The 13613-nt window shown below is 49.5% G+C and carries 13 protein-coding genes; 3 read left to right on the forward strand and 10 right to left on the reverse strand.

Features of this window, described 5'->3' with window-relative positions; translation table 11 throughout:
- Positions 1-154: 154 nt before the first annotated feature.
- Entirely contained in the window at positions 155-1708 is a 1554-nt protein-coding gene (locus B0F88_RS07605) for a Re/Si-specific NAD(P)(+) transhydrogenase subunit alpha (protein WP_104423351.1), read from the forward strand.
- Between the two features lie 12 nt (positions 1709-1720).
- Positions 1721-3109 (forward strand): Re/Si-specific NAD(P)(+) transhydrogenase subunit beta, encoded by a 1389-nt coding sequence (pntB, locus tag B0F88_RS07610; protein ID WP_104423352.1) that lies wholly within the window; start codon positions 1721-1723, stop codon positions 3107-3109.
- A 98-nt stretch (positions 3110-3207) separates the two neighbouring features.
- Here the strand turns inward: pntB and B0F88_RS07615 are convergent, their stop codons facing one another.
- The 4 genes from B0F88_RS07615 to B0F88_RS07630 form a co-directional block, all read right to left on the reverse strand.
- A complete protein-coding gene (locus B0F88_RS07615) occupies positions 3208-4305 on the reverse strand; it encodes a sensor domain-containing diguanylate cyclase (RefSeq protein ID WP_104423353.1) in 1098 nt (365 codons plus the stop codon).
- Positions 4306-4464: 159 nt separating this feature from the next.
- Positions 4465-5019 (reverse strand): MarR family winged helix-turn-helix transcriptional regulator, encoded by a 555-nt coding sequence (locus B0F88_RS07620; protein ID WP_104423354.1) that lies wholly within the window; start codon positions 5017-5019, stop codon positions 4465-4467.
- A gap of 88 nt (positions 5020-5107) precedes the next feature.
- A complete protein-coding gene (locus B0F88_RS07625; RefSeq protein ID WP_104423355.1) occupies positions 5108-6154 on the reverse strand; it encodes a hydantoinase/oxoprolinase family protein in 1047 nt (348 codons plus the stop codon).
- Positions 6144-7157, reverse strand: a complete 1014-nt coding sequence (locus B0F88_RS07630; RefSeq protein ID WP_104423356.1) for an ATP-grasp domain-containing protein — start codon at positions 7155-7157, stop codon at positions 6144-6146. Before B0F88_RS07630 ends, B0F88_RS07625 begins: the two co-directional genes overlap by 11 nt.
- Positions 7158-7230: 73 nt before the next feature.
- Here B0F88_RS07630 and B0F88_RS07635 point away from each other — a divergent pair, with 73 nt between their 5' ends.
- Positions 7231-7968 carry a HisA/HisF-related TIM barrel protein gene (locus B0F88_RS07635; RefSeq protein ID WP_104423357.1) on the forward strand — a complete coding sequence of 246 codons (738 nt, stop codon included), beginning with the start codon at positions 7231-7233 and terminating at the stop codon, positions 7966-7968.
- A 152-nt stretch (positions 7969-8120) separates the two neighbouring features.
- Here the strand turns inward: B0F88_RS07635 and fae are convergent, their stop codons facing one another.
- The 6 genes from fae to B0F88_RS07665 all read right to left on the reverse strand — a co-directional run bounded on the left by fae (position 8121) and on the right by B0F88_RS07665 (position 13514).
- Positions 8121-8630, reverse strand: coding sequence for a formaldehyde-activating enzyme (fae, locus tag B0F88_RS07640; protein ID WP_027150261.1), 510 nt, complete (start codon positions 8628-8630; stop codon positions 8121-8123).
- 117 nt (positions 8631-8747) lie between these two features.
- Positions 8748-9599 carry a triphosphoribosyl-dephospho-CoA synthase gene (locus B0F88_RS07645; RefSeq protein ID WP_104423358.1) on the reverse strand — a complete coding sequence of 284 codons (852 nt, stop codon included), beginning with the start codon at positions 9597-9599 and terminating at the stop codon, positions 8748-8750.
- Complete coding sequence (locus B0F88_RS07650) at positions 9596-10501, reverse strand: ATP-grasp domain-containing protein (RefSeq protein ID WP_104423359.1); 906 nt, start codon at positions 10499-10501, stop codon at positions 9596-9598. The genes B0F88_RS07645 and B0F88_RS07650 overlap by 4 nt, the downstream gene beginning before the upstream one ends.
- Before the next feature lie 8 nt (positions 10502-10509).
- Entirely contained in the window at positions 10510-11493 is a 984-nt protein-coding gene (gene mch / locus B0F88_RS07655) for a methenyltetrahydromethanopterin cyclohydrolase (RefSeq protein ID WP_104423529.1), read from the reverse strand.
- Positions 11471-12589, reverse strand: coding sequence for an ATP-grasp domain-containing protein (locus tag B0F88_RS07660; protein WP_104423360.1), 1119 nt, complete (start codon positions 12587-12589; stop codon positions 11471-11473). Before B0F88_RS07660 ends, mch begins: the two co-directional genes overlap by 23 nt.
- A 13-nt stretch (positions 12590-12602) precedes the next feature.
- Positions 12603-13514, reverse strand: coding sequence for a beta-ribofuranosylaminobenzene 5'-phosphate synthase family protein (locus B0F88_RS07665; protein ID WP_258076593.1), 912 nt, complete (start codon positions 13512-13514; stop codon positions 12603-12605).
- Positions 13515-13613 lie beyond the last annotated feature (99 nt).

Here is a 13613-nt window from a genome sequence, read left to right on the forward strand (position 1 = left end):
ATCCGCCCCTCACCGCAAAACTTACATTAACCCATCCCTTTTATGTTTTTTATTGAAAAACACGCCCTAATCTCCTATCCTCCACGCTGAGGTTTTGGCTGGAAGGTTAAAGCCTTTGCTCACTATGCTCTAAACTACTCGCATTGGAGACTGTATGAAGATTGGTATACCTAAAGAAATTCACCCAGGTGAAAAGCGTGTGGCCACTACGCCCGAGGCCGCAGAACAAATTATAAAACTGGGTTTTTCCGTCCTGGTCGAAAGCGGCGCCGGGGTTAGCGCGAATATTTCCGATGAAGCCTACAAAGAAGTGGGGGTTGAAATCGTTGACGATGCCAAGACATTATGGAAATCAGCTGACATCGTCATGAAAGTTCGCGCACCCGAGCAACACCCTGAGCTGGCATTGGACGAAATCGATCTGTTACCTGAAGGGGGCCGTTTAATCAGTTTTATCTGGCCTGCGCAAAATGACGCATTAATGCAGAAACTGGCCGCCAAGAACGCCACGGTTCTGGCTATGGACAGCGTGCCGCGCATGTCCAGGGCGCAAAAACTCGATGCGCTCAGCTCCATGGCTAACATTGCCGGTTATCGGGCCGTCATTGAAGCCGCACAGCATTTCGGCCGGTTCTTCACCGGACAGATTACCGCCGCCGGTAAAATCCCACCCGCCAAGGTGCTGGTGATCGGCGCAGGCGTTGCAGGCCTTGCTGCGATTGGTACGGCGAAGGGCATGGGCGCTATCGTCAGGGCTTTCGATACCCGGCCCGAAGTTAAAGAACAAATCGAAAGCATGGACGCCGAGTTTTTGCTGCTGGACTTTAAGGAGGAAGGCGCCGGCACCGGCGGTTACGCCAAAACCATGTCCAAGGAGTTCATCGAAGCCGAAATGGCCTTGTTCGCCAGACAGGCGATGGAAGTGGACATCATTGTCACCACCGCGCTGATCCCCGGCAAACCGGCGCCCAAGCTGATTACGGAAGGCATGGTCGAATCCATGAAGCCGGGCAGCATCATTGTCGATCTTGCGGCCGAGCAAGGCGGCAACTGTGCGTTGACCGAGAAAGATCAGGTTGTCGTCAAACACGGCGTGACGATTATCGGCTACAGCAATTTACCCAGCCGTTTGGCCAACCAATCGAGCCAGCTTTATGCGACCAACCTGAGGCATTTGCTAACGGAACTTTGCCCTGAAAAGAACGGTACGATCAACGTCAACATGGAAGACGAGGTGATACGCGGCACGACGGTCATTAAGGAAGGCAAAATCACTTGGCCGCCGCCACCGCCCAAACTCTCCGCCTCCCCTGCCCCGCAAACCGAAGCGCCCGCTTGTGCAGAGGTACAGGAACCGAAAAAACCAAGCGTGATTAAGCAGTTTATACCCTTGGTTATCGCCGGATTGGCTCTATTCGGCATCGGTGCGGTTGCCCCGGCGTCGTTCATGACGCACTTTACTGTGTTTGTGCTGGCCTGTTTCATCGGCTATCAGGTGATATGGAATGTGACCGCATCTCTACATACTCCGTTGATGAGTGTGACCAATGCCATTAGCGGCATTATTGTGATAGGCGCTTTGGTGCAGGTTTCCTCGCCAACCTTAAATATCAGCATCCTTGCCGGATCGGCGATACTCATTGCATCTATCAATATTGCCGGCGGCTTTTTAGTCACCCGTCGTATGTTAGAAATGTTCAGAAAATAACAGGAGAATATGATGTCCCATAGTTTAGTCACGATGTCTTACATCGTCGCCACCATTCTGTTCATTTTTAGTTTAAGCGGATTAAGTAATCAGGAAACGGCCCGCCGAGGCAATTATTACGGCATGTTGGGCATGGCGATTGCCATTCTCGCTACCGCCTTAAGCGTATCGGTTACCTCATACACCATTTTAATCGTTGCGTTGCTGATCGGCGGCGCTATCGGTGCGAGAGCCGCATTAAAAGTTGAAATGACGCAAATGCCGGAACTGGTCGCTATCATGCATAGCTTGGTCGGTATGGCCGCCGTGTTGGTGGGCTATGCCAATTTCATGGATACTTCTGCAACACTTACCGGCGTAGAAAAAACTATCCATGAAGTGGAAATTTACATCGGCATACTGATCGGAGCGGTGACCTTTTCAGGCTCGGTGATTGCTTTCGGCAAACTCAGCGAACGTATCAGCGGCAAGCCGATGTTACTGCCGGGGCGTCATTGGTTTAATTTAGCTTTGCTGATTGCCTCCATTGTTCTGGGCGGGATGTTTTTACAAGAAACCGAAACCGGCGGCGGCTCCTTACCTTTATGGATTATGACCGGGATTGCGCTGGTGTTCGGCATACATATGGTCATGGCGATCGGCGGCGCCGATATGCCGGTGGTGGTGTCGATGCTTAACAGCTATTCAGGCTGGGCGGCGGCGGCAACCGGTTTCATGTTAAGCAACGATTTGTTGATTGTAACCGGCGCATTGGTCGGCAGCAGCGGCGCGATCTTGAGTTACATCATGTGCCGCGCGATGAATCGCAACTTTATCAGCGTGATTGCCGGCGGCTTTGGCACCTCGGGCGGTGAAGCTGCGGTAGTTGAAGGCGAAGTAACGCCGATCAATGCCGAAGAAACCGCACAATTGTTGCTGGATGCTAAAAACATCATGATCATTCCCGGCTATGGCATGGCGGTTGCGCAAGCTCAACATACGGTTAATGAAATCACCAAACTGTTGCGCGATAAAGGCAAGAAAGTCGGTTTCGGCATCCATCCGGTTGCAGGAAGAATGCCCGGCCACATGAACGTGCTGCTGGCCGAAGCCAAAGTGCCTTACGACATCGTTTATGAAATGGACGAGATCAATGACGATTGGGCGCATGTTGACGTATCGATCGTGATCGGCGCGAATGACATCGTCAATCCGTCCGCACTGGACGATCCCAACAGCCCGATTGCCGGTATGCCGGTGCTGGAATGCTGGAAAGGCGAAACTACCATCGTGCTTAAACGCAGCATGGCGTCAGGCTATGCCGGCGTCGGTAATCCTCTATTCGTTCTGGAAAACACCCGCATGTTGTTCGGCGATGCCAATGCAACCATGCAGGCGGTGTTGAAGGCGTTGAAAGGGTAATAAGGTTAAGCCGTTCGTGGTGAGTTTGCCGAACCATGAACGGCTTAACACCTTCAAACCTTGGTGGTCAATTAATCATACCGAGGATTTTTTCAGATTTATAACACCCGTTTATCCGAAACAACCCCGCCATTTTCGACACGATTCCGGCCGTTATGTTTGGCTCTGTATAAAGCGGAATCGGCTGCTTTGACCAGACGGGCCGCAATCTCGTCGTCTACCGGGATAGATAGGCCTTCCGGCACGTAAGTGGACACACCGACAGAAACGGTAACCGAGATGGAAACATCATTAAATGCAATGACCAGCGCCTGGATTGTTTTGCGCACGCGTTCCGCAGTTTCAAGAGCCTTGGGTTCATCGGTATTGGACAATAAAGCGACAAACTCTTCTCCGCCGTAACGGACAAATACGTCATTGTTTCTTAACTGGTTTCTTATGGCGGCGGCCACCAGCGCCAAAACCAGATCGCCGCCTTGATGACCAAAGCGGTCATTAACCGACTTAAAATAATCTATATCAAAAAACTGGCAGGATAGCGGCTCTGCATTGCGCTGGCAGCTGCGTAATTCTTCGCCTATGCGCTGTTCCAAAAAGCGCCTGTTATTAACGCCCGTCAATGCGTCGATATAACTGACCCGTCTTATTTCTTCAATATTAAGATTGTTTTCAAGGCAGACGCTGACGACAGAACTGAGGTGATCGATGAAGTCCGTCGCCATATTGCCTGCGAATCTATCAGGCTGATAGCTGCCCAGATTTAAAGTCCCCAGATATTTACCCCGGCGGGTTAAAGGCGTAATGGCGACGCTGGTCGGTTGTCTTTCAATGTGCGGAAAAAAACCGGAGCATAGGGTGCTGTCATAAGCGCCGACATAGGCTTCAACGGCCTTTGACTTTAATGGCTTGTCCAGCAGTATTAAACCGTTTTTTGAGCTGTACGAGTAACTATTAAGCGTCTTTTCGATTTCACCGGTCTCATCGCTCAAGCATAAACTGACCACGTCAAGATCGAAATAATTTTTAGCCTCTTCAAGCAAGTGATCAATAATATCCGACAAGGAATTGAGCTTTAACAATCTCAATTCGAATGCCTGAAACTTCTGCAAGGTAGCGCTGTTTTGCTGAACGCGCTCAAGCATCGTTTCCAAGTGACTTTGCAGCTGAGTTAAATCGGTGGTTAAATCTTCTTCCACGTTATTCTCTGAATAGGTAAGACAACCCCGTAAGCCTAGCAGCTTCTTGAAAAGAATTCAGCCAGCCATCTGTTTTATTACATAGATTCCCGGGGTCTTTTTGCTTGAGTCATGTTACCTCCCTTATGTGACGATAATGCAATTCGTCTGTGATTATCGTCACATAACGGTATGTTCCTGGCATATTTTCTCACTATCGCTTTGGCTGAGCTGTTCTTTAGTTAAGCCGCAAACAAAGCCCTCCGAGGTGGTGGTAAAATGTTTACAGGTTTTACATAGCCCAAACGATTGGGATTTATTGGCTTTTTGCAATGCCGTCAACGCATTAACAAAAACGTTTTCCTGGCTTTCATTTTCGTTAAAGATTGCCGATGCTTGGCTGTATAAATCTTCCGGACGGGCTTTATTCAGGATAGTATCGCCTTCAGTCAAAAGACTAAGGTGCACCATACGCCGGTCGTTTACATCGGCTGTTTTTTTAATGTAGCCTTTTTTTTCCAACAACTGCAAGGTTTGGGAAACGGTGCCGCGAGTCATACCCAGGTAATTGGTCAACGCTGCCGGGGTGTCGCTGTAACGGTTGCAGCGGGACAAATAGTCCATTACCTGCAAATGAACCGGTTGCAAACCTAATTCCGTACACTTCTTACGTTCTTCGGACCGGATCAGCGCAGACATCCGCTCGATTAATTCAAATACATCAACTTTTTCCATAGAGCCTGTAAACATTTATTAATGTTGACAAAAAAGATATTCTATCATATTTAATCAAGTGTCGAATCGATATTGCATGTGCGAATTTTTAATTGCTTTCCCTGTCGGCTAAAAAGGCTATCGCTACGGCCGGAGCACAGTCGGCTGTCGTCATGCCCGACTGAATTTCGGCTACCGGCAATAAGTCGGAAAAATCCAGATAAGGGCGGTCTAAGTTCAATGCAATCTGTTTAACCAGAAACCGCCCTACTCCGGCACCGATCAATGGACTGTTTTGTGGGAGCTGATGTTTGAATAGCCGATTCTCACAACCGCATTGTATTTGCCGCATTTGTCGGGCGCGGATATTTTGAGCGAATTGCAGCCAACGCGGCAGTTCATCGGGATAAAAATCACAACCTATCATTCGCGATAACCGCCTGGCGCTGGCGAGGACTGTTTTTTCCGCGCCATCGGCTGTGTCGGTTTGGTCATGTGCATCATCCAGTTCGCCGGTGACGCGATAGACATCGGCCATGGTGGCAAAATATTCGGCCATCAAGCCGATTTTTTTGCCTTGATCCAGCGCTGTTTGCGTAACGGCCATCACGGCGGTTCTGACGATGCCGGTATAAATCAATTCTTCAGATATTAAACGCTGGTAATCGGTGTAACCCTCCGCTAGCACCTGCCCTTCATTAAGCAAGAGTATATCCGTGGTGGTGCTGCCGCAATCGACAAAAAGCCCGCTGTCCAGCTTTTGAGCGGTGAATAAGGCGCTGGCCAGCCAGTTAGCGGAGGCGATAGACGCATAGCGCCCGGATTCAATGTGCGGGGCTTTTAAAAAGCCTTGCCGGCCTGCAAAAACCAGTATTTCAGTTCCCGGCAACAGATCGGTCATCGTCTGGATGATTTGCTTAACGCCATGATCCCGGTTATCGAACAAATCGACCAGTTCGCCGGTCATGGTCATCGCGTGACGGTGATTTGAACCGGCCAGTTCCTGCATGATAGTGTTTACCGCATGTTGCAGTTGATCCAGCCCCTTCCATAACGGACAAGGTTGCTGATAAACGGCGATAACCTTATCCGCGCTGATTACCGCGGCTTTGACGTGAGCGCCACCTATATCCCAGCCTACGACATTAGCTTGCATTGGCTTCCTGTTTTGTTTGAACGGTAATGGATCTGTTGCATACAGGGTTGAGTATCGGGTCGCCATGCACTAACTGCAAAACGGCCTCGACAATGTTGATGCCTAAAGCATCGTATATACCGGCAAATGAGCTGGTCAGGCGGGGATTTATTTCCAGCACCCAAGTTTCTTCGGCGGTTTCTATCAAATCGATCCCGGCATATCCCCACAACTCAGGCAAAGCGAGTCCTATCTTATCGATCAATTGCTGATACTCGCCTGAGTCAGGATGATGATTAACGGCAATCTCAGCCAAGTGATATTGCCGGTTGATGAATTCAAAACGCTGCAAATTGGCGCAAATTAACCAAGCTCGGCCTTGCTTGAATAAACATGAAAGGCTGGTTTTCTTGCCTTGAAGATGGGGCTGAATGATGTATTGCTTTTTGTGTGCAGTCATCTGTTCAACATCTTGCCGGTTAGTGACGACATAACTGTCCGCACAGCCTACGCCGTCAACCGGTTTGATTATCCATTCACCGCCCGTCCCGAGCCGGTCTAAGGGCTGGGAATAACTATCGTCAAGCATCTGGGTGGGCACAGTCGCTATCTGATTTCGGTTGAGCAGCCGATAAGTCTTGAATTTGTTACCGGCAACGGCAATAGCTGCGGCAGACGACGTCAGTAACCGCTTGCCCAATGATTCGACCGTTTGGCACAGGTTTTGTAAAATACCGTCGAATTCGGGTGCTATCGGCCAGACCAGATCACATTGTTTAGCCAACTTGGAAAATTCTTCGATGGCATCATGCTCCGGCCTGATGAGAGCTGTGTTTATTCCGGGGATGTCTGCTGAGTCGTCAAGCCGCCAGTCGAGCATGACAGTGACTTCAAGACTGTCTAATTTAGTCAGATTATCCAACAACGCATGAAGCATCAAGCGACCTTCACCGGCCAGAGAATCCGGCAACTCCTGCTTATTAAAGCCGCCGCCAGTGATATACTCAAACACCAGAATTTTCACAATACTCAATTAAACACACTATTACGGCTATAAATTAGACCGTAATATTGTATCACCAGCCAAACCATGCTTTATGAAAATAATCCCGGTAATAGACTTAAAGGACGGCATCGTGGTTCACGCCCGGCAAGGCAATCGCGAACATTATCAACCGATTAATACTGCGCTGTGCCAATCGTTTGATATTTTTCAGGTGATTGAGGCGTTCCTGGGCGTTTATGCGTTCGATACCTTTTATATCGCAGACTTGGATGCGATTACCCATCAGGGCGACCATAACCAATTGATAGCTGACGTGCTGGCGCGTTTCCCTCAAATAACGTTCTGGGTAGACAAGGGTTATCAAGCCTATGAAACTAGCGTAGACCATCCCCAAAACTGCCTGCCCATTATTGGCAGTGAATCCTATAGTGATCAAACTGTTGCAGAAATTAAAGCTTACAAAAACAACTTTATTCTTTCGCTGGATTATTCAAATTCCGGTGCTTTGGGCGCGGCAAGTCTTTTTTCCGACCACACTTTTTGGCCGAAAAACATCATCATCATGACGCTGGCGCGTGTCGGCAGCAACAATGGTCCTGATCTGGACAAACTAACTGAGTTTTGCCGGCGATATCCGGGCAAAAACTTTATTGCGGCGGGCGGCATAAGAAACAAGCAAGATTTAATCGCTTTAAGCAGAGCGGGGATTGATCAGGCGCTTGTCGCCAGTGCGTTGCATTCCGGCATGCTTAAGTCTGAAGATATTGCAGAACTCCAGGCAAAGCTTCCGCTCCTGCTCCTCACCGCCCGAACCACAGGGATGTGGTGAATGCAGCTACAGCATAACGCCATGGATGGCGTGTAGTAGAGCAACGCAGGAGCAGTTGCCGAGGAGCCTTATCTGCATTCACCACATCCTGTAGGCAAAAAAATACCCCGATTAACGGGGTATTTTTAGCATTCTTGATAACTAAATAAAACTTAGTTAGCAGCGAATGGATGTACAGCAGTACCTTTAGCAGCAACAACTTCAGCTGCAGTAGGAGTACCGGCAACAGCACGTTTCAGAGCTTCTTTAGTCGCTTCGTAGTTGTATTGTTGGATTTTAGCATCGTCTTCTGCAGCCCAGTGAATGAAAACACCAACTGATACGAATAAATCATCAGCTTCAGCAGCAGGAATTGTGCCGTCTTCAACACAATCAGCAACAGCCATAGCAACACCGCGTTGTGCTGGGCCAAACATTTGAACAGCTTGTTTTGCGCCTTTGATTGTTACTTTGTTGAACATAACAGTAGATGGTTTAACCATCAGGTTAGGTGCAACAACAGCTAACAGGCTAGAAAAGCCGTCTTTGTTGTTTGTTAAGCAGTTTGCAAATGCAGTTTCAGCTGCTGAACCACGTGGTCCAACCATCAAATCGATGTGAGCAACTTCGTTGCCTTCGCCAACCAAAGATTCGCCAACGCATAATTTATTGATTTTAGCCATGCTTAATATCCCCTGTGAAGAAAAAAATGAAAAAATTGAATCTACTATCGACATTATAAATGTCCCCTTATTTGTTTTTAACAAATTCCTTTTGAAGCCCTATTAGTAACAGGTTTGTTACTGATTAAGATCCTCTAAAAATGCCGTGAATACTGTCGCCACTATCATGTCGGCTGTCGTACCCGGATTTATACTATAAAACTTAAGCTCCTGATCCAGGCAAAAAAGCAACGGCTTTATTTGTTCAGGATTATCAGTTTTAGACAGCTCCTCACTGAGTCGAGCCATCTTGGTGGCTACCATCTCAGAGTACTGATCTCCGTATTTCCTTTCAATATGGCTGTCGGGAAACTGGCTCAGCATATCGGCATATACCGCGACTGCCGCCCAATTTCTATCGCCCCACCGATTAAAGCCCTCATTGTATCTTAAAACCGAGAAATTAAAAATATCTTTGTACCCTGTGAGGTATTGAAGCGCGATCCGATCTTTCTCGCTGGCAATTTTCATCGCCTCAAGCAAGGTAACCGATGCTTTTTCATTGACATCCTGTTCATCAGAGCTGCCTAAACCACCCGGCGATGCTAATGTTATGGCCTTAAAAACCCAGTCGGCATCGTCTATCGTTGATTCGATAAGAACCTTGGTGACCGCCTGTCTTAACGTTAATCCTGAATGCTTGTGGCTGGACGCCTGAATCAATGGCGCACAAAGCAAAATAATACCTAAATTGGTGTTACAGCCTACCGCTTCACGCGTAGCTTTGACCGCATAATAGATTTTTTCGCCCAAGGAATAATCCGGGTTGCAAAGAGGCTCCGCGCTGACCTTGGCGCTGGTTCTGAAATCGGCCACGGTCATATCATGACCATCCGCGTAAACACTGACATTGCCGGGCTTAAATGCCTGCACGTCAACCTCGCAGGCTTGCCGATAAAGCTCGCTGAGTTGCTCCGGCGAAATCGTCATGCGGCGACAGTTTTTTTGTTCATCTTGCGGATAATTAAATCGTCCGCCATCAGCCCGGCGATACTGACGTCGCAAACGCTTTCCAGTCCTTTCCAGGCCGGTATGCTGTTAACTTCAATGACCGTGCAACGCCCTTCCCTGTCCCGGATAATATCGACCCCGGCATAATCCATAGCCAATGCAGTCGTCGCTTTAACGGCCAAATCGACCATTTCAGGTTCCAAATCAATCAGCTCGCAGGCCGCGCCACGGGCAACGTTATTGAGCCAGAATTTCCCGCGCCTTCTCATTGCGGCAACTGCTCGGCCGTTAATTACAAAAACGCGATGATCGGAAAAACCCTCGCCTTCGCAATGAACAAAGCGTTGCAGATAATAGACGCCATGACTGCCGGTCAGCCAAAATAAGTCGGTCGATTTTTCAATGCGGCGTATGCCTTCGCCCTGCGAGCCGAACAAGGGTTTGCTGATCAACAAATTACCTTGTTTTAATTCGGCTTCCGCAATCCTTAAGGCTTCGTCACGGTCGCGCAGCACCCAGGTCATCGGCGTCGGCAATCCTGCATTGTGCAATAAGAAACTGGTCATGGCCTTGTCGACACTGCGTTCTACCGCATGCCCGTCATTGTAGACCGGAATCCCCATCGCCTTTAACGCATGTAGAAAATCCAGATACAACACGACTTCCTCAAGCGAGCCGCCGGGTACGCCGCGCACAAAAGCCGCATCGGGAAGCGCGTATTCAAAGCCTGGAATAAAAATCGGCTGTCTGCCGGATTCGATTACAAACCGGCATTCTGTCAGCGAAACATAGTCACAGCTATAGCCGCGGCTAGCGAAGGCCAAGCTTAATTGTTTGCCATGCCAGCCGGGATCATCGGTAAAAATTACTATACGACCCACGCTACGATCTACGCTCCAAATGACTGATCCAGCAAGGCATTATCCAGCTTCCCCGCGCGGAAACTTTTACCTGATTCCACCGCAGTCACAATGACACTGGCGGGACTGAACAACATCGCGTCGATCTTGAAGAAGTCGTACTCATACTGCTTGAAGATGTCCGCAAACGGTTTGCCGTAATCTTTGGAGGTTGAACTTGGCAGTTCATTAGCCAGTTTTTCAGCCGCTTCGTCGCTGCCTTTTACAAAGATATGCACTTGACCTGCGAACAGGATCGCATCATTGGTACGGCCCATCGCTTTGACAAAATTAGGGTGCGGAGGGCAGATCGGCGCACTACCGCTACCGTCGATAATGTTTTCAAGTGGGAAATGCAAGGCGTGAGCCTTATGCATGGCCACTTCAAGTACGCGCGCAACCACTTGTACACCACCGGCCAGACTGCTGGTCGGAGTAACAATGATGGTCAGTTTGGATGGATCGACCTTGCAGGCGGCGGCGACTTTTTCAACGATTTCAACCGGCGGCACTGCATCATTTTCAATCACTAACACAGTGGCATCATGAGTATCCTGATAATCCAGTTCCTTGTACAACTCTTCAACCGGTTCCTGCTTGCCGTCTTTCACCTTGGTCGCCATCGCACGCGCCGGGCCTGAGCCTAATGCGTAATATTTTTCATGAGATAAGCTCCAGCCTGCATATTGGCTACCCAGGCAGCCCAAAACAGGGTTGCCGGTGTGTACGTTTACCGACAGCGGCCAGTTGGTTGTGTAAGGGCTGTGACTGATGGTTACGGTACCCATGCCGCCGAGGCAGATTTCAGCGATAATACGGCCTGCTTCGATTCCGCCCGGTACCTTAATGCCCGCGTCGATAATGGTGCAGCCATTGGCTAACTTTTCCACACCTAAACGTAATTTGTCCGCATTATCGAGTAAATACTGAACCAAGGGTTGGGTTAATTTGTTAACGCTGGCTGTATATTCCATGACGGTCATAACCTTCTAGTTTACTAATAATAAGTTGTTGTTTAGTCCGCAGTTGTTCCACTACCGACCGTGAGTTTTTTTGGTGCGCAATAATACTGCACAATGGCTGTCCTGCGCGACACATATTGCCGGGTTTGGGCAAATCCATACACCAATCGGGCCATTCGAATCGGTCGGGAATGGTTAAATCATGATCGGCGTAAACGACTTGATAAGCCGAATGATAATCCCGCCATGCGGCGCAATACGCTACGCTATTGCGGCCTAAACACGCCTGAATATGCCTGGACAGCAAGTCCTGATCATACAACTGCATGCTGGCGGAAGGCCGGGGATTGATTTCCAGAACATAACCGCAATCATCCGCATGAATAAAATCCAGCGAATTTAAGCCTTTTAGCCTGAACGCTGGAACCATTTGTTCGAGCCAGTCTGTTATCACCGCTTTGTGTACATCCGATAGATCACAGCGATTGACCACGCCGGAAAAAACAAATTCCTGAGTCTCGCTTAAACAAACCGGCCATTGGCGGTTAAAACCGATGACTTGCATCTGCTGTCCGTCAGCCAGGAACAGCACCGAATGGGGTGTGCCTGCTTGAAATTTTTGCCAGTAAACCGGTTCCTTAGTTTCGTCATCGGCATGGTAACGTTTTATCCCGGTGCCTCCCTGCCCTTGCATAGGCTTTAGCAGCCAATCATCGGCATATTCGGGCATGCTGAACACAAGCTCGGGATAGGGAATATTTAACTGATCCAGCGTCGAAAAAAACGCCGGCTTATCCAGCTGCCGTGCAAAAACATCTGGATGGTTACCTAGGATAGTCAGGCGGTTATTCAGGTAATACAGGCTTTCGGGATAACATTCGAAACCGCTGCCGTAAATGGCATGGGTGACGGCATAGCGTTCGATAAAGCAATCTACGGCAGGAGCCAAGTCTTGCTCGGCTAATGACTTTACCTGGCGGAAATCTTCCGCGCAGCCTTGCGTGTCCAGATCGGCAAACAGATCAATGACCAGCGGCTTCAAGCCGGCGTTTTTTGCAGCCTGCGCCAGCATGCGTCCTGAACCGGCGACTATTAATAGCGTTTCCACGTTACATCAGATGCTAGCCAACAAAAACATCGCCCCCGCTATTCCGCGCACTGGCGACAACAAAACTCAACTTATCGAAATGCGCAAAGGCCTGTCTGGCCCGATCTGCAATCGATTCAGCCAATTGAAGCCCATCAATGGCGCAAAACCCGGTCGGTCCCCATGAAGTCTGGCCTATAGCCACCGCGCCCTGTTGCTCCAACCATTGCATGGCCGCCGCAACTTCGGGACTGGTAAAAACACCGCCCTGAGCCGAGGAGAAATGCTCGCCAACCGAGCGTTGCAACTGGGTAATCACATCGCCGAATTTAATAATGTCGTTTTCAGCCACCGCAGGCAGCCCCTGCATCAGCAATAAATAGCATAACCGCGCGGCTTCGTTTTCGGGAAAAGGCGGCAGCTCCTTAAAGGCCTGTATTTCCTGCTGGCCGTGCAGGCCCTGGCCGCGCTGGTCAAACACCAGAATAAACCGCCAGTCGTCCGGTACATCCATGTGTGCCAACACCGGCGGCGTGACGGTTTTTTCGCCGCGGCCGCCATCGACAACCAGGCCGCCCTGTTCAAAAACGCCGATACCGATGCCGGAACGCAGGCCCCGGTCGGTCACGGCGGCGATTTCACGCACAGTTAGACCCAAGCCGTAAAATTCATTAAGTGCCGCACCGATTGCCAGCGACATTTGCGTGCCAGACCCCAAGCCTACATGCTCGGGTATCGCTGTTTCAATCGTGATATTCAGTTGGTCGGAAACGTGTAGCGCCTCGCATAACTTGGACACGCATTTTTTTGCACGCGGCGCGGCAGGGCCTGTAACGGTGAGATGCTCGGCACCGGTTACTGACAGGCTGGTGCTGATTTCATTAAGCGCAACGCCGATGCTGCCGAAATGCCGGCCCAATGATCCGCTTAAATCGATGAAGCCCATGTGCAATCTGGCGGGGGCTATGACTGAGACTTTAGAATGTTGAACTATCAAGGTTTACGCTGTGTTGTGCTGCAAAAATTGCAGGGAGTATACATGATC

The organism is Methylobacter tundripaludum, from assembly GCF_002934365.1.
Lineage (GTDB): Bacteria > Pseudomonadota > Gammaproteobacteria > Methylococcales > Methylomonadaceae > Methylobacter_A > Methylobacter_A tundripaludum_A.

Bases quoted from the DNA above. Each gene is read 5' to 3' on its own strand.
- B0F88_RS07605 (WP_104423351.1), top strand. From the start codon at position 155: ATGAAGATTGGTATACCTAAAGAAATTCACCCAGGTGAAAAGCGTGTG.
- pntB (WP_104423352.1), top strand. From the start codon at position 1,721: ATGTCCCATAGTTTAGTCACGATGTCTTACATCGTCGCCACCATTCTG.
- B0F88_RS07620 (WP_104423354.1), bottom strand. From the start codon at position 5,019: ATGGAAAAAGTTGATGTATTTGAATTAATCGAGCGGATGTCTGCGCTG.
- B0F88_RS07625 (WP_104423355.1), bottom strand. From the start codon at position 6,154: ATGCAAGCTAATGTCGTAGGCTGGGATATAGGTGGCGCTCACGTCAAA.
- B0F88_RS07635 (WP_104423357.1), top strand. From the start codon at position 7,231: ATGAAAATAATCCCGGTAATAGACTTAAAGGACGGCATCGTGGTTCAC.
- fae (WP_027150261.1), bottom strand. From the start codon at position 8,630: ATGGCTAAAATCAATAAATTATGCGTTGGCGAATCTTTGGTTGGCGAA.
- B0F88_RS07645 (WP_104423358.1), bottom strand. From the start codon at position 9,599: ATGACGATTTCGCCGGAGCAACTCAGCGAGCTTTATCGGCAAGCCTGC.
- mch (WP_104423529.1), bottom strand. From the start codon at position 11,493: ATGGAATATACAGCCAGCGTTAACAAATTAACCCAACCCTTGGTTCAG.
- B0F88_RS07665 (WP_258076593.1), bottom strand. From the start codon at position 13,514: ATGGGCTTCATCGATTTAAGCGGATCATTGGGCCGGCATTTCGGCAGC.